The organism is Limnohabitans sp. TEGF003 (assembly GCF_055395455.1).
Genome location: NZ_AP029225.1, coordinates 2,354,802 through 2,374,215 on the forward strand (window position 1 = coordinate 2,354,802; position 19,414 = coordinate 2,374,215).

At 60.4% G+C, this 19,414-nt stretch carries 19 protein-coding genes and 2 riboswitches; of the genes, 12 read left to right on the top strand and 7 right to left on the bottom strand.

All coding sequences use genetic code 11. The annotated features are described in order from the left end of the window. Positions 1-708 carry a CoA transferase subunit A gene (locus tag ACZ5RT_RS11505; RefSeq protein WP_422172227.1) on the bottom strand — a complete coding sequence of 236 codons (708 nt, stop codon included), beginning with the start codon at positions 706-708 and terminating at the stop codon, positions 1-3. 206 nt (positions 709-914) lie between these two features. Between ACZ5RT_RS11505 and ACZ5RT_RS11510 the strand changes: the two genes are divergently transcribed. Next, a complete protein-coding gene (locus ACZ5RT_RS11510; protein ID WP_464452538.1) occupies positions 915-1,475 on the top strand; it encodes a LuxR C-terminal-related transcriptional regulator in 561 nt (186 codons plus the stop codon). Positions 1,476-1,578: 103 nt separating this feature from the next. Here ACZ5RT_RS11510 and vapC read toward each other — a convergent pair whose 3' ends face one another. The 3 genes from vapC to ACZ5RT_RS11525 form a co-directional block, all read right to left on the bottom strand. Continuing rightward, a complete protein-coding gene (gene vapC, locus ACZ5RT_RS11515; RefSeq protein ID WP_422172224.1) occupies positions 1,579-2,010 on the bottom strand; it encodes a type II toxin-antitoxin system tRNA(fMet)-specific endonuclease VapC in 432 nt (143 codons plus the stop codon). A gap of 2 nt (positions 2,011-2,012) precedes the next feature. Next, entirely contained in the window at positions 2,013-2,243 is a 231-nt protein-coding gene (locus tag ACZ5RT_RS11520) for an antitoxin (RefSeq protein ID WP_422172222.1), read from the bottom strand. Between the two features lie 166 nt (positions 2,244-2,409). After that, a complete protein-coding gene (locus tag ACZ5RT_RS11525) occupies positions 2,410-2,823 on the bottom strand; it encodes a carboxymuconolactone decarboxylase family protein (protein WP_464452539.1) in 414 nt (137 codons plus the stop codon). Positions 2,824-2,940: 117 nt separating this feature from the next. On the opposite strand from ACZ5RT_RS11525, the gene ACZ5RT_RS11530 reads away from it, so the two are divergent. Further along, on the top strand, positions 2,941-3,537 hold the full coding sequence (locus ACZ5RT_RS11530) for a peroxidase-related enzyme (protein ID WP_464452540.1): 597 nt from the start codon (positions 2,941-2,943) through the stop codon (positions 3,535-3,537). 144 nt (positions 3,538-3,681) lie between these two features. Here the strand turns inward: ACZ5RT_RS11530 and ACZ5RT_RS11535 are convergent, their stop codons facing one another. Continuing rightward, complete coding sequence (locus ACZ5RT_RS11535; protein ID WP_464452541.1) at positions 3,682-4,383, bottom strand: TetR/AcrR family transcriptional regulator; 702 nt, start codon at positions 4,381-4,383, stop codon at positions 3,682-3,684. A gap of 101 nt (positions 4,384-4,484) precedes the next feature. Here ACZ5RT_RS11535 and ACZ5RT_RS11540 point away from each other — a divergent pair, with 101 nt between their 5' ends. Further along, a complete protein-coding gene (locus ACZ5RT_RS11540; protein ID WP_422172215.1) occupies positions 4,485-5,381 on the top strand; it encodes a metal-dependent hydrolase in 897 nt (298 codons plus the stop codon). A 41-nt stretch (positions 5,382-5,422) separates the two neighbouring features. On the opposite strand, the gene ACZ5RT_RS11545 is transcribed toward ACZ5RT_RS11540, so the two are convergent. Both ACZ5RT_RS11545 and ACZ5RT_RS11550 read right to left on the bottom strand, forming a co-directional pair. Then, positions 5,423-5,845 carry an acyl-CoA thioesterase gene (locus tag ACZ5RT_RS11545; protein WP_416558722.1) on the bottom strand — a complete coding sequence of 141 codons (423 nt, stop codon included), beginning with the start codon at positions 5,843-5,845 and terminating at the stop codon, positions 5,423-5,425. A gap of 10 nt (positions 5,846-5,855) precedes the next feature. Then, positions 5,856-6,638, bottom strand: a complete 783-nt coding sequence (locus ACZ5RT_RS11550; RefSeq protein WP_422172213.1) for an SDR family oxidoreductase — start codon at positions 6,636-6,638, stop codon at positions 5,856-5,858. 152 nt (positions 6,639-6,790) lie between these two features. Between ACZ5RT_RS11550 and ACZ5RT_RS11555 the strand changes: the two genes are divergently transcribed. The 9 genes from ACZ5RT_RS11555 to ACZ5RT_RS11595 all read left to right on the top strand — a co-directional run bounded on the left by ACZ5RT_RS11555 (position 6,791) and on the right by ACZ5RT_RS11595 (position 19,285). After that, on the top strand, positions 6,791-8,482 hold the full coding sequence (locus ACZ5RT_RS11555; protein ID WP_464452542.1) for an electron transfer flavoprotein-ubiquinone oxidoreductase: 1,692 nt from the start codon (positions 6,791-6,793) through the stop codon (positions 8,480-8,482). 189 nt (positions 8,483-8,671) lie between these two features. After that, the gene (locus tag ACZ5RT_RS11560; protein ID WP_464452543.1) at positions 8,672-9,643 is read left to right on the top strand and encodes a TRAP transporter substrate-binding protein; all 972 of its coding nucleotides are present in this window, start codon (positions 8,672-8,674) and stop codon (positions 9,641-9,643) included. A 74-nt stretch (positions 9,644-9,717) separates the two neighbouring features. Next, positions 9,718-10,212 (top strand): TRAP transporter small permease, encoded by a 495-nt coding sequence (locus ACZ5RT_RS11565; RefSeq protein WP_464452544.1) that lies wholly within the window; start codon positions 9,718-9,720, stop codon positions 10,210-10,212. Then, the gene (locus ACZ5RT_RS11570) at positions 10,209-11,486 is read left to right on the top strand and encodes a TRAP transporter large permease (RefSeq protein ID WP_464452545.1); all 1,278 of its coding nucleotides are present in this window, start codon (positions 10,209-10,211) and stop codon (positions 11,484-11,486) included. Before ACZ5RT_RS11565 ends, ACZ5RT_RS11570 begins: the two co-directional genes overlap by 4 nt. A gap of 9 nt (positions 11,487-11,495) precedes the next feature. Beyond that, a riboswitch (glycine riboswitch) is annotated at positions 11,496-11,613 on the top strand. Positions 11,614-11,624: 11 nt separating this feature from the next. After that, positions 11,625-11,757, top strand: a riboswitch (glycine riboswitch). Between the two features lie 42 nt (positions 11,758-11,799). After that, positions 11,800-12,939, top strand: coding sequence for a glycine cleavage system aminomethyltransferase GcvT (gcvT, locus tag ACZ5RT_RS11575; RefSeq protein ID WP_464452546.1), 1,140 nt, complete (start codon positions 11,800-11,802; stop codon positions 12,937-12,939). Between the two features lie 102 nt (positions 12,940-13,041). Next, positions 13,042-13,407: a glycine cleavage system protein GcvH gene (gene gcvH / locus ACZ5RT_RS11580; RefSeq protein WP_464452547.1), complete on the top strand. Its 366-nt coding sequence runs from the start codon at positions 13,042-13,044 to the stop codon at positions 13,405-13,407. Between the two features lie 129 nt (positions 13,408-13,536). After that, positions 13,537-16,449, top strand: a complete 2,913-nt coding sequence (gene gcvP, locus ACZ5RT_RS11585; protein ID WP_464452548.1) for an aminomethyl-transferring glycine dehydrogenase — start codon at positions 13,537-13,539, stop codon at positions 16,447-16,449. A gap of 269 nt (positions 16,450-16,718) precedes the next feature. After that, positions 16,719-18,608 carry a sensor histidine kinase gene (locus ACZ5RT_RS11590; protein ID WP_464452549.1) on the top strand — a complete coding sequence of 630 codons (1,890 nt, stop codon included), beginning with the start codon at positions 16,719-16,721 and terminating at the stop codon, positions 18,606-18,608. Next, complete coding sequence (locus tag ACZ5RT_RS11595; protein ID WP_464452550.1) at positions 18,593-19,285, top strand: response regulator transcription factor; 693 nt, start codon at positions 18,593-18,595, stop codon at positions 19,283-19,285. The genes ACZ5RT_RS11590 and ACZ5RT_RS11595 overlap by 16 nt, the downstream gene beginning before the upstream one ends. Positions 19,286-19,414: the final 129 nt, after the last annotated feature.

Genomic DNA, 19,414 nt, shown 5'->3' on the forward strand with positions numbered 1-19,414 from the left:
TCAGACTCCCGCCTTTTCAGTGATGGTGCGTTTTTCGATGCGCTTTTCCGGTTTCGCGTTCAGCACGATGCGGTGCACATAAATGCCAGGCAGGTGCACACTGTCGGGGTGCATCTCGCCGGTTTCCACGATCTCTTCGACCTCGACCACGCAGATCTTGCCGGCCATGGCCACCGCCGGGTTGAAGTTGCGCGAGGTGTAACGGAACTGCAGGTTGCCGGACTTGTCGGCGCGGTGCGCCTTGACCAGTGACACATCGGGCACCAGCGAACGCTCCATCACATAGGTCTCGCCATCAAACTCGCGCAGCTCCTTGCCTTCGGCCACCAGGGTGCCCACACCGGTCTTGGTGAAGAAAGCCGGGATGCCCGCACCACCGGCGCGCAGCTTCTCGGCCAGCGTGCCCTGGGGCGTGAACTCCAGGGCCAGCTCGCCCGCCAGGTACTGGCGCTCGAACTCCTTGTTCTCGCCCACATAGGACGCGATCATTTTCTTGATCTGGCGGGTTTGCAGCAGCTTGCCCAGACCGAAATCGTCCACGCCCGCGTTGTTGGAAATTGCGGTCAGGTTCTGCACACCGCTGTCCTTGAGCGCATCGATCAGCGCCTCGGGAATGCCGCACAGGCCAAAGCCGCCCACGCCAATGAGTTGCCCGTCAGCCACGATGCCCTTGAGGGCCTCGGCTGCGGAGGGATAAATCTTGTTCACACCGGTCTCCAGGAAAGGATGAAAACGCTACGATACTACGTATTGGATTACGTAGTTTTTCGTAGAGGCTGGACCTGAGGCCGAAGTCATGGGGCAATCCCCCATTCGGCCGCAGGGGCGACCTCCCACAGGGATCGCGTTGATGTCTCAAGTGGGAGCGAGCCCCTGCTCGCGAATGCCCCCAAACACCCAAAAACCCAAACACCATGCCCCAGAACATCGACTACCGCCTCGCCTTCGACCTCGCCCCTGTCGGCATGGTGCTGTCGCGCAACCGCGCCATCGTCGACTGCAACCAGCGGGTGTGCGAGATGTTTGGTGTGAGCAAGGCGCAATTGATCGGCCAAAGCTTTCAGCTGCTGTACCCCAGCGCCGACGAGTACGAGCGCACCGGCCAGCGCATCGCCCCCATCCTGAACGCCAAAGGTGTGTATGCCGACGACAGGGTGATGAAACGGGTGGACGGGCGCTTCAAAGGCGAAACCTTCTGGTGCCATGTGACCGGCCGGGCGCTCAACCGCGACGCGCCACACGAGGCGGGCATCTGGACCTTTGAAGACCTGTCAGCCCGCAAACCTGTCAAGGCCGAACTCACCGCCCGCGAACGCGAAGTTGCCGCCCACCTGATGGACGGCCTGACCAGCAAGGAAATCGGCCGCGCCCTGGGCATCAGCCACCGCACGGTGGAAATCTACCGCGTCAAGCTCATGCGCAAATACCAGGCGTCCGGGACGGCAGATTTGATTCAGAAGTTGATGCGGGGGTGAGCTGCAAGTGGCTCATACCGCCCCCCGATGCACCAGGCGCAACCCATTCACAGCAGCTGCCGCCCCTATCGCACATCGCTCCGGTACATGTTGAATTGCCTTTTCAATCGACCCAGTTTTCAAGTCGCAGACCCGGGACACGGCTGAATTCTCGTGTGTTGTTGGTGACCAGCGTCCAGCCTTCGGCCAGTGCGTGAGCAGCTAACCACAGATCGTTATTGCCTATCGGCAAACCTTGCTGCTGCAAATTGGCGCGCACATGGCCGTAGTGGTCGGCAGCAATCATGGGCAAGGCACAAGGTTGAATCATCTGGACCAATCGATCGATGGTGGCCAAGGCACGCTCCCGGGCCTGACTTTTTTCGGCCCCAAAACGCAGCTCGCCCACGGTGATGGTGGACATGGCCAACTCTTGCAATGTGTGTGTTTCAAACCGATGTCGCACGGCCAATGGATGCCCTTTGGCGATGTAAATGCAGATATTGGTGTCCAGCAAGTAGCGTGTGGATTTCCCCATCTTGGCGGATGTGGCCATGGTCAAAAGGCCTCGCGCTCTTGGGGTGGCGTGTCTTGGCGGCCCTCGGCCATGAAGTCATCGGGCAAGCTGCTCAACAAGTCAAACACGGCTGCGGCATTGATCGGCACTTGGCGCAACACGATGTCGTTGCCCTGCCGAAAAATCTCGACTTGGTCGGTGTCAAACCGAAACTCTTTGGGCAAACGCACGGCCTGGCTGTTGCCAGATTGGAAAATTCGGGCGTAGGTCATGGCAGCTCCTTGATTTTGTAGATACATCCAGTATATACAATCACCTGAAACAAAGTCCATCCGTACTTAGTCACCCGTACAAGTCAAGCAGACACTGTGAAAGCAACACGGCATGCACAACATTCACAGGTTATTTGACGAGATCAAGAGTGGCTCTGCATCACTCTCACTTTGCTCCCTCGACCACCTCCGCCACCGTTCGAAACGCATCGATGGCCGTGGGGAAACCGCAATACACGCTGGCGTGCAACATCACTTCGCGCAACTCCTCCGGGGTGGCCCCGTTGTTGAGTGCGCCGCGCACATGGCCCTTGAGTTCATGCTGTTTGCCCAAAGCGGTCAGCATGGCCACCGTGACCAGGCTGCGGGTTTTCAAATCCAGACCGGGACGCTGCCAGACGTTTCCCCAAGCGTTGCGGGTGATGAACTCCTGCATGGGCTGGGTGTAATCGGTGGCGTTGCCAAAGGCGCGGTCCACAAATTCAGCGCCCATGACTTGGGTGCGGGTGATGAGGCCAGCCTGGAAGGCAGCGTCATCGGCGTGGGCGTCGCGGGCTTGCTCAATGGGTGTTTTGGACATGACAGGCTCCTGAAAAGTTCGTCAGCATAATCGGTCATGTGGCTGAGTCCAAGACAGCCAAAGCCGATAAGACATGGATACCCGCATTCGCGGGCATGACAACAAAAAGGACCCCCTATGAGCACCCGCTACCCTGCCCCCGAAATCAAGGACCTGCCCGACGACATCCGCGCCAAGGTGCTGGAGGTGCAGGAAAAAGCCGGTTTTGTGCCCAATGTGTTTTTGGCCTTTGCACGCCGTCCGGCCGAATGGCGGGCGTTTTTTGCGTACCACGATGCGCTGATGGTGCCCGAATCGGTGGGGCGCGAGAGTGGCCTGACCAAAGGCGAGCGCGAGATGATCGTGACCACCACCAGCGCCGCCAACAACTGCCTGTATTGTGTGGTGGCGCATGGCGCGATCTTGCGGATTTATGAGAAAAAGCCTTTGGTGGCCGACCAGGTGGCCATCAACTACCGCAAGGCCGACATCAGCCCACGCCAACGCGCCATGCTGGACTTCGCCATGAAGGTTTGCCAGCACTCCGACGAGGTCGAAGAAGCCGATTTTGCCGCTCTGCACGCCCACGGTTTCAACGACGAGGACATCTGGGACATCGCAGCCATCACCGCTTTCTTTGGCCTGAGTAACCGCATGGCCAGCTTCAGCGGCATGATGCCCAACCCGGAGTTCTACCTGATGGGCCGCGCGCCCAAGGCCAAGCCGACAGCCTGAGTGCGGGCCTGAACACCTGACTTGATCGGGGGCCGTGCCCTCAACTGCCGTGGATACCCGCATGCGCGGGCATGACAGACACGCCAATTTGTCACACCCGGCCCGATCGGGTGTCCATACCTTCTATGACGAATGGGTGCCAGGTCAGGCCGGGTTGGTGGGAGACTGGCGGGCCAGCAGGGCCCAGGCCATTTGCACCAAGGCCTCCTCAAAAGCCGGGCTGCCCAGCAGGGGTGACTTTTCCAGGCTGGCGCTGCGCAGCGTGCCGATGACCGAACGGGTCAGCACGAACAGCTGCGCCGGGCTGGGTGTTTGCAGCGCGGGGTGGCCGATGCGTTCAAAAAAGATGGCCAGGCGGTCGGCGACCTGGCGCACGGCGCTGGCGGTTTCATCGGGTTTTTCCAATGTCCAGCACAGGCGGATCAGGCTTTGGCTCAGGCCCTTGCCGGTGGCAAAACCGCGCACCAGGATACGAATGGCCTGGCCCAGCAGCTCGCGTCCGTCGAGCTCGCGCACGTTGGGCAAGGTTTCCAGCTCACTCAGGTAGCGGCCCAGCTCTTGCAGCACCATCTCTTGCCCGCGTGCGGCCATGGCCCGCACCAGCACCTCTTTGCTCGGAAAGTACTGGTAGAGCGTGCCAATCGAAAACCCGGCAGCCGCCGCGACCTTGTTGGTGGTCAAACCACCCTCGCCTTCCTTGTCCAGAATCTGAGCAGCAGCCTTGAACAGGGTCTGCATAGTCTGCTGCGCCCGGGCCTGCGAAGGCTGGCGACGCAGGCTGAGTTCGGCCTGGGGCTTGGCCTGTGGCTTGGTGGCGGGTTTTGCAGCGGGTTTGGGGGCGGGCATGAAAAGGCCTTTGACAAAATGTGAGCAGATAGCGAGTTGCAAGGTCTTTGCAAAACCTGAACAATGCTCACATTCTGACCTATATCACCATGAGACATGCCATGAGCACCCACCCCGCCGCCCCGACCGAGTTGACCGTGCGCCGCTTGAGCGTGGACCTGAGCCAGGGTTTCTCGCGCCACTGGAACGGCGGCGATGCGTTTTTGACGGCTTATGCCAACGCCTTGTCCATGAGCTTTCCGGTGGGTGAGCAATCGTTCATCGATGCCGTCAAAGCCGGGGCCAAGCAGCTGCCCGACACGCCCGAGAACGCCGAACTCAAGCAAATTGCCAAAGGCTTTGTCGGTCAGGAAGCCACCCACCGCCACCTGCATGCCCTGTACAACGCCCACCTGGAAAAACAAGGCCTGGTCAACCACTGGGGACCACGCGCCGAGCAGCGCCTGAAAAAAGGCCGTGACGAATTTTTCAGCAAAAGCGACAAGGGCTATCTGCACGAGCTGGCGATCACCGCCGCTTTTGAGCACTACACCTCCATCTTTGGTGACCTGACGCTCGAGCGCATCGACCAGCCGGGCGACTGGTTCGCCGGGGCCGAAGAACCCCTCAAAACCCTGTGGCGCTGGCACGCGGCCGAAGAGTCCGAGCACAAATGCGTGGCTTTTGACCTTTACCAGCGCTTGGGCGGCAACCACCAGTGGCGCATGCGCTGGTTCTGGTACGTCACCGTGCAGTTCAGCACCGATGTCTTCCGCCAGACGATCAACAACTTGTGGCACGACAAAACGCTCTTCAAGCCATCGACCTGGTGGTCCGCTGCAAAATTCCTGTTCGGTCGCCACGGCATGGTCTGGCGTGTGGCCAAACCCATCTGGGCCTACACCCGCAAAGACTTTCACCCCATGCAGGTGGGCAGCGCCACGCTGTCACAAGACTGGCTGCAAAGCCACGCCGACCAGTGGCGTGCGGTGGGCGTACCCGCCACATCGGCCGCTTAAGGCATTCGCGCACAGGGGCGCGCTCCCACGAAAAACAGCGCTCAGTCGCTGACCAAAGCCCGCACCCAGTCGGGCATGGTCACGGCTTTTTGCTGGGGAAAGTCCACCCAGATCGTGGTCGCCCCCCCTGCGGCAAACACCACGCCCGGCTGGTCGGTGCGCTCCAGCGTGCACCAGCTCTCAAAGGTCGTGCGGCCCGGATCGCTCACAAACATTTTGGCCAGGATGTTGCCCGGGTATTCAAACTGTTTGTAGAAGTTGCAAAAGGCATTGACGATCACCGGCCCCTCGCCTTGCGGATTCAGCACAAAGCCGATCTTGTCGAACCAGTCGATGCGGGTGGTCTCCAGATAGCGGAAGTACACCGTGTTGTTGACATGGCCCATGGCGTCCATGTCGCCCCAGCGGATGGGGATGACCAACTCGTGCACCAGTTTCTTGCGCTCGGGCAGCTCCAGCTTCATGGTTTGCCCCTCACACTGCAAAGCCGTCGTCGGCCGAGACCACCGCACCATTGATGAAATGGCTCTGGTCGCTGGCCAGCAGCATCAGCAAGGCGTCCAGGTCTTGCGGCTGGCCCACGCGCTTGCGTGGCAGCATGCTGATGAGTTTTTGGCCCTGCTCGGTCTGCCAGTGGTGGTGGTTGATCTCGGTGTCGATGTAGCCGGGGCAAATCGCGTTCACGTTGATGCCAAAACGCCCCCACTCCACCGCAAATGCCTTGGTCATCTGGATCACCGCCGCCTTGCTCATGCAATACACCCCGATTTGCGGCAAGACCTTGAGGCCCGCCATCGACGCGATGTTGATGATGCGCCCGCCCGTGAAGCTGCCCGGCGCTGCGCCTTTGGCCCGGGCCAGCATGCGCTTGCCCACCTCCTGCGCTACAAAAAAAGCACCGCGCACGTTGGTGTTCATGATGAAGTCGTAGTCCTCTTCGGTCACGTCCTGGATGCGCTGGGTGGTGCTCACACCCGAGTTGTTCACCAAAATGTCGATGCTGCCCATCTCGGTTTCGGCATGCGCCACAGCCGCCGCGATGCTGTGGCGGTCGGTCACGTCCATCTCGACCACATGCGCGTCGCCGCCCGCCGCCTCGATCTCGGCCCGCAGGTCCTTGAGCTTGTCCATGCGGCGGCTGGCCAGCACCACGCCCGCCCCGGCAGCGGCCAGGGTTTTGGCAAATTGCGCACCCAGACCACCCGATGCGCCAGTGACCAGGGCCACGCGGCCCGACAAATCGATTTCATAAGCCATGACAAATCCTTCCAAGGGTTTCGCGTCCGTTGCTTGCAACGGCTGACGCCATTGTGCGGGGGAACGGCGCTCAAGATGCATAAAATGAGTCACACGCCCGACAAGCCCTGCGCCCGGGTCACGCATCCGCAACTATCCTCAAAGAGACTTTCATGAGCCCCGAAGAAATCCTCAGCACCTACGGCCCCCGCGAATCCATGCCCTACGACGTGGTCGTGGTCGGTGGCGGCCCCGCTGGCCTGTCCACGGCCATCCGCCTGAAACAACTGGCCGCTGAAAAAGGCACCGACGTGTCGGTGGTGGTGCTGGAAAAGGGCGGCGAGCCCGGCGCCCACATCCTGAGCGGCGCCATCATGGACCCCAAGGCCCTGACCGAGCTCTTCCCCGACTGGAAAGAACGCGGTGCCCCCCTCAACCAGCCCGTGACCGATGACGCCTGGAGCTTTTTGAGCGAAACCGGCGCCACCCGCACCCCCGGCATCTTCTTGCCCGAGTGCGCACAAAACCACGGCAACTACATCATCAGCCTCTCCAACTTCACCCGCTGGCTGGCCCAGCAGGCCGAGAATTTGGGTGTGGAAATTTTCCCCGGCTTCACCGCCGCCGAAGTGCTCTACAACGAGGACGGCTCGGTTAAAGGCGTGGCCACCGGCAATCTGGGCATTGGCAAAGACGGCGAGCCGACCGAGAACTTCCAGCTCGGCATGGAGCTGCACGGCAAATACACCGTGTTCGCCGAAGGCGCACGCGGCCATCTGGGCAAGCAGTTGATCGCCAAATACAAGCTGGACGAAGGCCGCGACCCGCAGACCTACGGCATCGGCATCAAGGAAGTCTGGGAAATCGACCCCTCACGCCACACCCCTGGTTTTGTCATGCACACCGCCGGTTGGCCCATGAACAACGACACCTACGGTGGTGCGTTCATGTACCACATGGAAGACAACAAGATCGCCATCGGCTATGTGGTCGGTCTGGACTATGCCAACCCCTGGCTCAGCCCGTTTGAAGAGTTCCAGCGCTGGAAAACCCACAACAACATCAAGTGGTACTTCACCAACGACCAGGGCGAAGTCAACGCCAAGCGCATCGGCTACGGTGCCCGCGCCATCAGCGCAGGCGGCCTGATGAGCCTGCCCAAGACCGTGTTCCCGGGCGGCGCACTGGTGGGTTGCGACGCCGGTTACCTGAACGTCAGCCGCATCAAGGGCAGCCACGCCGCCATCAAGACCGGCATGCTGGCCGCCGAAGCGGCTTATGACGCCATCGTGGCGGGTCGCGAGCACGACGAACTCACGGCCTATCCCGAGGCTTTTGAAGCCAGCTGGCTTTACACCGAACTGAACAAGTCGCGCAACTTCAAGAGCTGGTTCAAGAAGGGCCTGACGGTCGCCACGCTCATGAACGGCTTTGAGCAGTTTGTGCTGCGTGGCCACATTCCCTGGACGCTGCGCCGCGACAAGGCCGACCACACGTACCTCAAGCCTGCTGCCGAGTGCGAACAAATCGTCTATCCCAAGCCCGATGGCAAGCTGACCTTTGACCGCTTGAGCAGCGTGTTCATCAGCAACACCAACCACGAAGAAAACCAACCGGCCCACCTGACGCTGAAAGACGCGTCTGTCCCCGTGGGCATCAACCTGGCCAAATTCGCCGGGCCAGAAAGCCGCTACTGCCCGGCCGGGGTGTACGAATTCGTCAAGAACGAAGACAACTCCGACCGCCTGCAGATCAACGCGCAAAACTGCGTGCACTGCAAGACCTGCGACATCAAGGACCCGACCCAAAACATCGTCTGGGTCACGCCCGAAGGCGGTGGTGGACCGAACTACACAGGCATGTAAGTCCTGTGCATTCACTTTGAGAGGCCCTGTAGGGCCTCTTTTTTTGCAAGGCGACCACAGCGTCACCAAGGCATCAGCACCCCCTCGAAAACCCGTAGTCGAACCGCTCTGCGGGCACCCCATAATCAAACTTGTATGACAAATTGATCCCCAATTCGTCATCGTCCATTGATCCACGAGGAGCTACGAATGAAATTGAGCAAACTGATGTTGGGCCTGAGCTTGGCCATCGGCATCGTATCCACGGCCTCTGCGCAAATCACCATGCGCAACAGCATTTCGGTCGCCCAGAACTCCCACCAAGGCGAAGCCATCGACACGCTGGCCAGAGAAGTGGAAAAGCGGACCAACGGTCGCATCAAGATCCAGAACTTCTACTCGGGTTCTTTAGGCGGTGAGCGCGAGTCGATCGAATCGGTCCAGCTGGGTACCCAGGAATTGGCCACCACATCCACCGGTCCCGTCCCCAACTTCGTGCCTGAGGCCCGCATTTTGGACGTGCCTTTCTTGTTCCGTGACAAAGCGCATGCACGCGCCGTGCTCGACGGCCCCATTGGCCAGGAACTGCTGACCAAATTCGAGTCCAAAGGCTTCAAGGCTTTGGCCTGGGGTGAAAACGGCGTGCGTCACATGACCAACAGCAAGCGCGCCGTCAACGAGCCCGGTGACCTGAAGGGTCTGAAGATGCGCACCATGGAAAACCCTGTCCACGTCGCGGCATACAAGAGCCTGGGCATTGTGACCACGCCCATGGCCTTCCCCGAAGTGTTCACCGCCTTGCAGCAAGGCACCGTGGACGGCCAGGAAAACCCCCTGTCCGTGATCATGGCGGCCAACTTTGACCAGGTGCAAAAACACCTGACATTGACTGGCCACGTCTATTCACCCGTGGTGATCTTGATGAACAAGGGCAGTTTTGACAAGCTCAGCGCCGCTGACAAGCAAATCTTCCTGGATGCCGCCAAAGAAGCCGTGAAGGCCAACCGTGCCCGCGTCGACAAGGACGATGCCAATGGCGTGGCCGAGTTGCGCAAGAAAGGCATGACCATCATTGAAAACGTGGACAAGTCCAAGTTCGTGGCCACCATGGGTCCTGCCATGGCCGAATTTGAAAAACAGTTCGGCAAAGCCAACCTGGACCGCATCCGCAACTTCAAGTGATTTAGCGCTTGTTCAAAACGCCCGCCAATGCAGAATTGGCGGGCGTTTTTTGATTTTGTCGAGAAGGAAGTTTTATGCGTTCGCTCTATCTGAGTGTGGAAAAGTGGACCACCGCTTTTTCCATGCTCGTGGCCTGTTTGATGCTGGCTGTCGCAGCTTGCCTGGGCATGCTGCAAATTTTCACCCGTTTCGTGCTGGAAACCCCCATTGAATGGACCGAGGTCATCATCCGCTTCAGCCTCATTTGGATGGTGTTCATGGGCATCCCCATGGCCTTTCGGCAAGGCGCCATGGTCAGCGTGGACGTGCTCTACCGCTGGAGCGGCCCGCGCATGAAGAAATTTCTCGACACCGCCGTGGCACTGGCTGCACTGACCTTGGTGTGCATCATCATCTGGTGGGGCTGGGACTACGCCAACCGCGGCAAGGTCCAGTCCATGATCGGGCTTGAAGACGTGTCCATGTTCTGGGCGTACATGGCGCTGCCCGTCGGCGCGGCTTTCAGCGTCATCAGCATCATTGGCAATTGGCTGGATCCCCAGCGTCTGGAACTGGAGACCGCACAATGAGCGTCGTCATGCTTTGCACCATGGTGCTGTGCTTTGCACTCACCATCTCGGTGGCCGTGTCCATTGGGTTGTCGGCCATCGTCGGCATCCAGATCGGCAATGCCAACATGCTCATCTCCGTCAAGGAGATGTTCAACTCGATGAACAAATTCCCGCTGGCTGCGATCCCCTTCTTCATCCTGGCGGGCAACATCATGGAAACCGGCGGCATCTCCCGTCGCCTGGTGGAGTTTGCCAAGAGCATCGTGGGCGGCGTGCAAGGCGGCTTGCCCATGACCTGCGTGCTGACCTGCATGATTTTTGCGGCGGTGTCGGGCTCCTCGGTCGCCACCACCTTCGCCATCGGCACCATCCTGATCCCGGCGCTCATCAAGCACGGCTACCCCACCACCTATGCGGCTTCTTTACAAGCCACGTCGGCCGAGTTGGGTGTGATCATCCCGCCCTCGATTCCCATGATCCTTTACGGCGTCAGTGCCGAAGTCTCAATTGGCGAATTGTTCATTGCCGGTTTTGGTCCGGGTCTGTTCATCGGCGTCGCCTTGATGTTCTGGGTCTGGGTGTATTGCAAATACAAAGGCTGGGGCAAAAACGATGGCGATGGACGCTTGAGTTTTGGCAAAGCATCGTGGCAAGCCGGTTGGGCGCTCATGATGCCCGTCATCATTTTGGGCGGCATTTACGGCGGTGTGTTCACGCCCACGGAAGCCTCGGCCGTGGCGGTGTTCTACGCGCTGATCGTCGGCACGGTCATTTACCGCGAAATCAAGCTGAAAGACTTGGCTGTGATCATGCGCAAATCGGTGCTGTCCAGCGCGGTGATCATGTTCATCATCGCCAACGCGGGTTTGTTCGCTTTCCTGATCACCCGTGCAGGGGTGCCTGAAGCGATTGGTCACTGGCTGGAAGACGTGCTCAAGTCGCCCGCCTACTTCCTGCTGGGCGTGAACGTGGCCTTGTTTTTCATTGGCATGTTCATTGAAACCAGCGCCGCCATCATCGTGTTGGCGCCCATTCTCGCCCCTGTGGCCATGCACTTTGGCATCGACCCGGTTCACTTTGGCTTGATCATGGTGGTCAATCTGGCGCTGGGCATGATCACACCGCCATTCGGTGTGAACCTGTTCGCGGCCTGTACGGTAGCGCGCATATCGCTCGATCGGATGATCAAAGATTTGATCCCCTTCGTGCTGGTGATCCTGGTTTGCCTGATGGTGGTGAGCTATGTACCTGCCTTGTCGCTGACCTTGCGGGATCTGGTGTACGCCAAATAAAGCTAGAATCCACCCCTGTCAGGAGAGCGCCTGACTTGGCTTCCCTCGCGAAACAAGTCAGGCCGCCGAAGGCGCAGGCGGTTTGAAAAACTGCTGAACGCTCAGGCAAAAGGACTGACAAAACGCTTTTCATCAAGGCGTTACCTCACTGGAGAGAGGTGCCGGGCCATCGGGCCACGGCATCCACCGAAGGAGCAAACCGCAGAACGTCCGGCTTTCAGGCCGAATGGTCCCGGCGAATCTCTCAGGTAAAGCGGACAGCGAGGGCAAGCCACAGCATGTGCTGTGGTTGTTCATTGCCCTTGGAGTTCCTGTGACCGCTGCTGCCGACTTGCTCACCACCCCTTTGAACGCCCTGCACATCGAGCTGGGCGCCCGCATGGTGCCTTTTGCGGGCTACAGCATGCCGGTGCAATACCCCGCTGGCCTGGTCGCCGAGCACCACCACACCCGCAACGCCGCAGGCTTGTTCGACGTCTCGCACATGGGCCAGTTGTGCCTGAGCGGGCCCGATGCCGCCGCCGCCTTCGAAAGCCTGATGCCGGTGGACGTGATGGGTCTGGGCGTGCACAAACAGCGCTACGGCCTGCTGCTCAATGACGAGGGCGGCATCATCGACGACCTGATGTTCGTGAACCGCGATGTGGCCAACGGCGGCGATATTTTTGTGATCGTCAACGGGGCTTGCAAACACGGCGATCTGGCCCACATCCAAGAGCGCATCGGCAGCCGCTGCACCATCACGCCGCAATTTGACCGCGCCTTGCTGGCCCTGCAGGGCCCGCAGGCCGTGACCGCCTTGCAGCGCCTGTTGCCCGGCGTTGAAAAATTGGTGTTCATGACCGGCACGCCCGCCACGTGGAACAGCGCCGATCTGTACGTGACCCGCAGCGGCTATACAGGCGAAGACGGTTTTGAAATCTCCCTGCCCGCCCACGCGGCAGATGCCTTTGCACGCGCCCTGCTGACCCAGCCCGAAGTCAAGCCCATTGGCCTGGGGGCCCGCAATTCGCTGCGCCTGGAAGCCGGGCTGTGCCTGTACGGCAACGACATCGACACCACCACCACCCCGGTCGAGGCGGGCCTGAACTGGGCCATGCAAAAGGTGCGCCGCACAGGAGGCGCGCGTGCAGGCGGCTTCCCCGGTGCCGCCAAAATCCTGGCCCAGCTCGACGGCACAAGCCCGGCGCAGCGCTTGCGCGTGGGCCTGGTGGCCCTGGAGCGCGTGCCGGTGCGCGAGCATGTGGAACTGCACAACGACGCAGGCCAGAAAGTGGGCGAAGTCACCAGCGGCCTGCTCGCCCCCACGGCCGATCAGCCTGTGGCGCTGGCCTATGTGCAGGCAGAATACGCGCCAGCAGGCACACGCCTGAACGCCATGGTGCGCGGCAAAGCCGTGCCCATGACCGTCTGCGCCCTGCCCTTCGTGCCCAACCGTTATTACCGCGGTTGAACTTAATCGGGGTCAGATCCCAATTAAATCCACACATCCTGACAAGCCAAACAATGGGGATCTGACCCCGATTGAATACCCCAACACACAAGGAGCTCCCACATGATCAAGTACACCGAAGACCACGAATGGTTGCAAATTGACGGTGACACCGCCGTCGTCGGCATCACCCACCACGCACAAGACGCGCTGGGCGATGTGGTGTTTGTGGACCTGCCCGAAGTCGGCAAGTCCTTTGCTGCCAAAGAGGTCGCAGGCGTGGTCGAGTCGGTCAAGGCCGCTGCTGACGTTTACATGCCCGTGGACGGCGAGATCACCGAGGTGAACGAAGAACTGCGCAGCGACCCCTCGCTGGCCAACACCGACCCCCTGGGCAAAGGCTGGTTCTTCAAGGTCAAGCTGTCCAACCCCGCACAGGCCGACGCCCTGCTGGACGAGACGGCATACAACAAGTTCTCGGCAGGTTAAACCTGCTCACGTCACCCCGGATTGGATCCGGGGTCCATGGATGCCCGATCGAGTCGGGCATGACAGCCCGAGAACCTTGGGCAAGTGGCATGACGTGCCGCTTGCCGAATGTTTTAAACGGAGCCACACATGCTGATGTCCACCCTCAAGCCCTTGGGCGAACTCGAAAATCCGTCCGAATTCATCGCCCGCCACATCGGCATCAGCGACGCTGACGAGCAGCACATGCTGAGCGTGATCGGCGAGGCTTCGCGCCGCGCCCTGATCGAGTCCATCGTGCCCCGCAGCATCGCCCGCGCCCAGGCCATGCAGCTGCCCGCCCCGGTGACCGAGGCCGCCGCGCTGGCCGAACTCAAAGCCATGGCGCAGCAAAACCAGTTGCTCAAAAGTTTCATCGGCCAAGGCTATTACGGCACCCATACCCCCGGCGTGATCCTGCGCAACATCCTGGAAAACCCCGCTTGGTACACCGCCTACACGCCCTACCAGGCCGAGATTTCTCAAGGCCGCATGGAAGCGCTGGTCAACTTCCAGACCATGGTGTGTGACCTGACCGGCATGCCGATCGCCAACGCCTCCATGCTCGACGAAGCCACCGCAGCGGCCGAGGCCATGACGCTGGCCAAGCGCTCGGTCAAGGCCAAGGGCCACGTGTTCATCGTGAGCGGCGACTGCCACCCGCAAACCATCGAGGTCATCCAGACCCGCGCCGCGCCACTGGGCATCACCGTCAAGCTCGTGCGCTCGGGCGACGAATGGCAAGCGGCCATTGCACAAGACGACTACTTTGCCGCGCTCAACCAGTACCCGGGCAGCAGCGGCTGGCTGGCCGACTGGCAGATCAGCGCCGACCTGATCCACAGCAAGCAGGCCGCCTTCATTTTGGCCGCTGACCTGATGGCGCTGGTGCTGCTCAAGTCGCCGGGCGAAATGGGGGCCGACATTGTGGTGGGCACCACCCAACGCTTTGGCATGCCCATGGGCGCAGGCGGTCCGCACGCGGCCTTCATGGCCTGCCGCGACGAATACAAGCGCTCGCTGCCCGGACGCCTGGTCGGCGTGAGCGTGGACGTGCACGGCAAACCCGCTTACCGCCTGGCCCTGCAAACCCGCGAGCAGCACATCCGCCGCGAAAAAGCCACCAGCAACATCTGCACCGCGCAGGTGCTGCCCGCTGTGGTCGCCAGCATGTACGCGGTCTACCACGGCCCTGCGGGCCTGACCCGCATCGCCCGCCGCATTGCGAGCTACACCGCCGTGCTGGCCGAAGGCCTCAAAGCCTTGGGCGCGTCCTTGCTGCACGGCACGGCGTTTGACACCCTCACGGTGGACTGCGGCAGCGCTGCAGCGGCCGACGCCCTGCATGCCCAAGCCGTGGCCAAGGAAATCAATCTGCGCCGCTACACCGGTGGCCGCGCAGGCTTCGTGGGCATCACGCTGGACGAGACCACCACCCGCGAGGACATCGCCACGCTGTGGGGGCTGTTCGCCAAAGTCGGTGCCAAACTGCCCTCCTTCGAGCAGTTTGAAAAGGGCATCGCCCCGCTGATCCCCGAGTCGCTGCGCCGCAGCAGCGCCTTCCTCACGCACCCGGTCTTCAACCGCTACCACTCCGAGACCGGCATGCTGCGTTACATCCGCCAGCTGTCCGACAAAGACCTGGCGCTCGACCGCAGCATGATCCCGCTGGGCAGCTGCACCATGAAGCTCAACGCCACCAGCGAGATGATCCCCATCACCTGGCCCGAATTTGCGGGCGTCCACCCCTTTGCCCCTGCCGCGCAATTGAAGGGCTATGCCCTGCTGGACCAGCAGCTGCGCGACTGGCTGTGCCAGGCCACGGGCTACAAAGGCATCAGCCTGCAGCCCAACGCAGGCAGCCAGGGCGAATACGCGGGTCTCTTGGTCATTCAGGCCTACCACCGCGCCCAAGGCCAGGGCCACCGCCACATCTGCCTGATCCCGTCCAGCGCCCATGGCACCAACCCCGCCAGCGCCCAGATGGTCGGCATGACCGTGGTGGTCACCAAGTGTGACGAAAACGGCAACGTGGACATGGACGACCTGAAGGCCAAGTGCGAGCAGCACAGCGCCAACCTGGCCGCCGTGATGATCACCTACCCCAGCACACACGGCGTGTTCGAGACGCAGGTCAAAGCCCTGTGCGAGCTGGTGCACCAGCACGGTGGCCGGGTGTATGTGGACGGGGCCAACATGAACGCCCTGGTGGGCGTGGCCGCGCCGGGTGAGTTTGGCGGTGACGTGAGCCACCTGAACCTGCACAAGACCTTCTGCATCCCGCACGGCGGTGGCGGCCCCGGCGTTGGCCCTGTCTGCGTGGTGGAGGACCTGGTGCCCTATCTGCCGGGTCACGCCACAGGCGGTGTACCGGTCAATGGCGTGGGTGCTGTGTCGGCCGCGCCGCTGGGCAATGCCGCCGTGTTGCCCATCAGCTGGATGTACTGCCGCATGATGGGTGCCGAGGGCCTGAAGCACGCCACCGAGTCGGCGATTTTGGCGGCCAACTACATCAGCAAGCGCCTGGCACCGCACTACCCCACGCTCTACGCCAGTGACAACGGCCATGTGGCGCACGAGTGCATCCTGGACCTGCGCCACTTCAAGGACACTTGCGGCGTGATGGCCGAAGACGTGGCCAAGCGACTGATGGACTACGGCTTCCACGCGCCCACGCTGAGCTTCCCGGTGGCCAACACCCTGATGGTCGAGCCCACCGAGAGCGAGACGCTGGAGGAAATCGACCGCTTCATCGACGCGATGATCGCCATCCGCGAGGAAATCCGCCAGGTCGAAAACGGCACTTGGCCGCAGGACAACAACCCGCTCAAGAACGCTCCGCACACGGCCGAAAGCCTGATGGCGGCCGACTGGAACCGCGCTTACCCGCGTGAAGTCGGTGGCGCGCTCAAGGGCCGCGTACCGGGCAGCGTGAAATACTGGCCGCCCGTGGGCCGCGTGGACAACGTCTACGGCGACCGCAACCTGTTTTGCAGCTGCATTCCGCTGAGCGATTACGCCTGACCGGACTGATAGCACAGGCAGTCTTCCTTGCGGGAGGCTGTCTGTGAGGCCAAACGTCCTTGATCATCCCAGCCTGCACATCGCTCGCGCCGGCCCCCCGTCATCCTGACCTTGAATCAGGATCTATGTCTACATGGAGAATGGACCCCGGGTCTTCTCCCGGATGACAGATGCTTTCTCCATATTTGTTTCTTCGCCTGGATGCTAGCCAGTCCGGCGGACATGAGTGGCAAAATTAACAGCCCATATCAACAACCTGACACATCTCATTGGTCAAAATCCTCAAGCTTTTCACCCTGTTTTTTTCATTGGCTTGTTCTGCGGCTTGGACTCAGCCGCTGGACTTGGTGACTGAACGTGCTTGGTTGGAAGACCCGTCTGGAGAGATGTCGCTGCAGCAGGTACAACAAAGCACATTGCAGCCCCTGGGCACGAAAGAAATCAATCGAGGCTACAGCTCATCGGCTTTTTGGCTGCGCGTTCGAATAGACCCCACTTTGCTCGCCATCGACTCGGCAAGCGAGAGATTGGTTATGCGCATTCGCTCACCCAATCTTGACGATGTGCGACTCTTTGACCCTCTGTACCAAGGTACTGTGCCTCAAGTGAACGGTGACCGGCACAGCCGCAAGGGCAATGCCTACCGGTCTCTGAACTTGAACTTTTTGCTAAAAAAAGGACAACAACCGCGTGATGTGTGGCTGCGCATCACCACGACCTCTTCCACGCTCACCAAACTTCAGGTCTTGGCAGAGCCCGATGCAAGAGCGCTGGACATGGAACAAGCGCTTTGGTCGGTGGGCTACGTCGCCGTTTTATTGATCTGCATGGGCTGGGCTGCCATGGCTTGGCAACTGCTACATGATCGCCTGATTGTGTTTTACATCTTGCGAGAGACAGCTGCCATCGCTTACGCCTTTGCGGTTTTGGGAGGGTTTCTGCTGGTTCACTGGGATGTCTTGCCGCCGGATTGGGCTGACCGGAGCACCAACTTTATTGCATGCGCCTTGAGTGTCACATTCATCTGGTTTGACATCAAACTACTGTCGCAATTCAGGCCACACCCTGTCGGTATCTTGCTGCTGCGAGCGGCAGCACTTTTTTGTTCCTTGGCCGCCGTGCTCACGCTGGTGGGATACACACCTCTGGGTTTCGCGATCAACTCGTGGGTGGTGATTTTCTTGCCCTTGGTGCTGCTTTTCACTGCACTGTCAACGCGAGCATGGTCCGACGGTCATGACGCAGCCCCGCCCTTCATACCCCGATGGAGCCTTCTGGGGCTTTACATGATCTTTCCCGCGCTGATCATTGTGAACCGTGCTGTGCTGTTGGGCTGGATCCCGCCAGTGGTGGTGGCTTCGCACATGTTGCTAGCCTATATGCTGGTGAGCAGCGTGGCGATGATGGCTTTTTTGCAAATGCGCGCTTCGGGCATTTACAAGCAGCAGCAAGAGGCGCAAGTGCGTCTGCGATTGGCCGAGCAACTGGCCAACACCGAACGCGCACGTCGCGAAGAGCAAGAGCGTTTCTTGTCCATGCTCACCCATGAACTCAAAAACCCACTGGGCGTGATCCGTATCAGTCTGGATGACAGCGAGCTGGCAGGTCCGCAACGCACACGAATCAACAGGGCACTGGCCAACATCAATTCGATCATCGACCGCTGCGCCATCACCGACCAGATGGAACACCGAAAACTCACCCCTGAGCTCAAGCCCCTCGCGCTTGAGACGCTGGTTGAGGAGTGCATTCAAGGCAGTAGCGCCCCTGATCGATTGAAATTTTCAGAAAGAAAACCGGCTATCGTGCACTCAGACTCCGGTCTTCTTGCCATTTGTCTGGCCAACCTGATCGATAACGCCTTGAAATACGCCCCGCCCGCAAGCATCATAGAAGTGCAGCTGCAGCCTGTCCCGGTGGCAACAGACCAACCTGCTTCGAGCTGGAAGCTGATTGTGCGCAATGCCATCGGCCCGGCCGGAGCTCCCGACCCCGAACGGATATTCGAGAAGTATTACCGTGGCACGGACGCTGCGAGCCAAAGCGGATCAGGTCTGGGGCTGTACCTGACGCGTAACCTCGCTCAATTACTGGGCGCGCGCCTTGAATATCACGCCCATTCTTCCAGCGTGGAGTTTTGCCTGTGCCTACCGGCCTGAACATCGTCGTGATCGAGGACAACGACGACCTGCGGGAAGCCACCGTGCAAGCCCTGCAAAGGCAGGGCTATCAGGTGCTGGGTCTGGACTGCGCCGAAGCCTTGCCCGAAAAATCTTCCTGGCAGCGGATCGACATCATGGTGGTCGACCTGAACCTGCCTGGCGAGGACGGACTGTCACTGGTGTCGCGCGTGCGGGCCATCGACCCTGATGTGGGCATCATTATGGTCACTGCCCGTGGCCTGCCAAACGACAAAAAGCTCGGCTATGAGCACGGGGCGGACATTTACATCACCAAGCCTGCCGCACTGTCTGAGCTCTTGGCAGCCATTCGTGCTCTCTCGCGCCGCCTCCACGCCAGTACAAGCCAGTACAACGAACTTCGGCTCGACCAGGTAGCTCACCATTTGTCAGGCCCCAACCAGCTGAAAGTTCATCTGACCGGGCAGGAAATCGCTCTCCTTGTCGCGCTGGCGCGCGCAGCAGACAAGCGTCTTGAAATATGGCAACTTATAGAAATTCTTGACAAAAGCGGCGCTGAAGATCCCAGGGCTGCGCTCGCCATCGTCAGCACCCGTCTGCGAAAAAAATTGGAACAGGCCGGCTGTCACCAGCTTAGCCTCAAATCCATCCGTAACTGGGGGTATCAGCTCGTTGGACAGGTTCAACTGGTCTAAGCCCGCTGCAATTGAATTCGTCGGTATGCCTTGGCGTCAACCGACAAACTGCGCTAATCGCAAGCCCCGAACTGCACTTCTGCAGAATCACTGGGCCGCCTAGTGCTCATCGGACAAACTGTTAGCGCT

Bases quoted from the DNA above. Each gene is read 5' to 3' on its own strand.
- ACZ5RT_RS11510 (WP_464452538.1), top strand. From the start codon at position 915: ATGCCCCAGAACATCGACTACCGCCTCGCCTTCGACCTCGCCCCTGTC.
- vapC (WP_422172224.1), bottom strand. From the start codon at position 2,010: ATGGCCACATCCGCCAAGATGGGGAAATCCACACGCTACTTGCTGGAC.
- ACZ5RT_RS11520 (WP_422172222.1), bottom strand. From the start codon at position 2,243: ATGACCTACGCCCGAATTTTCCAATCTGGCAACAGCCAGGCCGTGCGT.
- ACZ5RT_RS11525 (WP_464452539.1), bottom strand. From the start codon at position 2,823: ATGTCCAAAACACCCATTGAGCAAGCCCGCGACGCCCACGCCGATGAC.
- ACZ5RT_RS11530 (WP_464452540.1), top strand. From the start codon at position 2,941: ATGAGCACCCGCTACCCTGCCCCCGAAATCAAGGACCTGCCCGACGAC.
- ACZ5RT_RS11535 (WP_464452541.1), bottom strand. From the start codon at position 4,383: ATGCCCGCCCCCAAACCCGCTGCAAAACCCGCCACCAAGCCACAGGCC.
- ACZ5RT_RS11540 (WP_422172215.1), top strand. From the start codon at position 4,485: ATGAGCACCCACCCCGCCGCCCCGACCGAGTTGACCGTGCGCCGCTTG.
- ACZ5RT_RS11545 (WP_416558722.1), bottom strand. From the start codon at position 5,845: ATGAAGCTGGAGCTGCCCGAGCGCAAGAAACTGGTGCACGAGTTGGTC.
- ACZ5RT_RS11550 (WP_422172213.1), bottom strand. From the start codon at position 6,638: ATGGCTTATGAAATCGATTTGTCGGGCCGCGTGGCCCTGGTCACTGGC.
- ACZ5RT_RS11555 (WP_464452542.1), top strand. From the start codon at position 6,791: ATGAGCCCCGAAGAAATCCTCAGCACCTACGGCCCCCGCGAATCCATG.
- ACZ5RT_RS11560 (WP_464452543.1), top strand. From the start codon at position 8,672: ATGAAATTGAGCAAACTGATGTTGGGCCTGAGCTTGGCCATCGGCATC.
- ACZ5RT_RS11565 (WP_464452544.1), top strand. From the start codon at position 9,718: ATGCGTTCGCTCTATCTGAGTGTGGAAAAGTGGACCACCGCTTTTTCC.
- ACZ5RT_RS11570 (WP_464452545.1), top strand. From the start codon at position 10,209: ATGAGCGTCGTCATGCTTTGCACCATGGTGCTGTGCTTTGCACTCACC.
- gcvH (WP_464452547.1), top strand. From the start codon at position 13,042: ATGATCAAGTACACCGAAGACCACGAATGGTTGCAAATTGACGGTGAC.
- gcvP (WP_464452548.1), top strand. From the start codon at position 13,537: ATGCTGATGTCCACCCTCAAGCCCTTGGGCGAACTCGAAAATCCGTCC.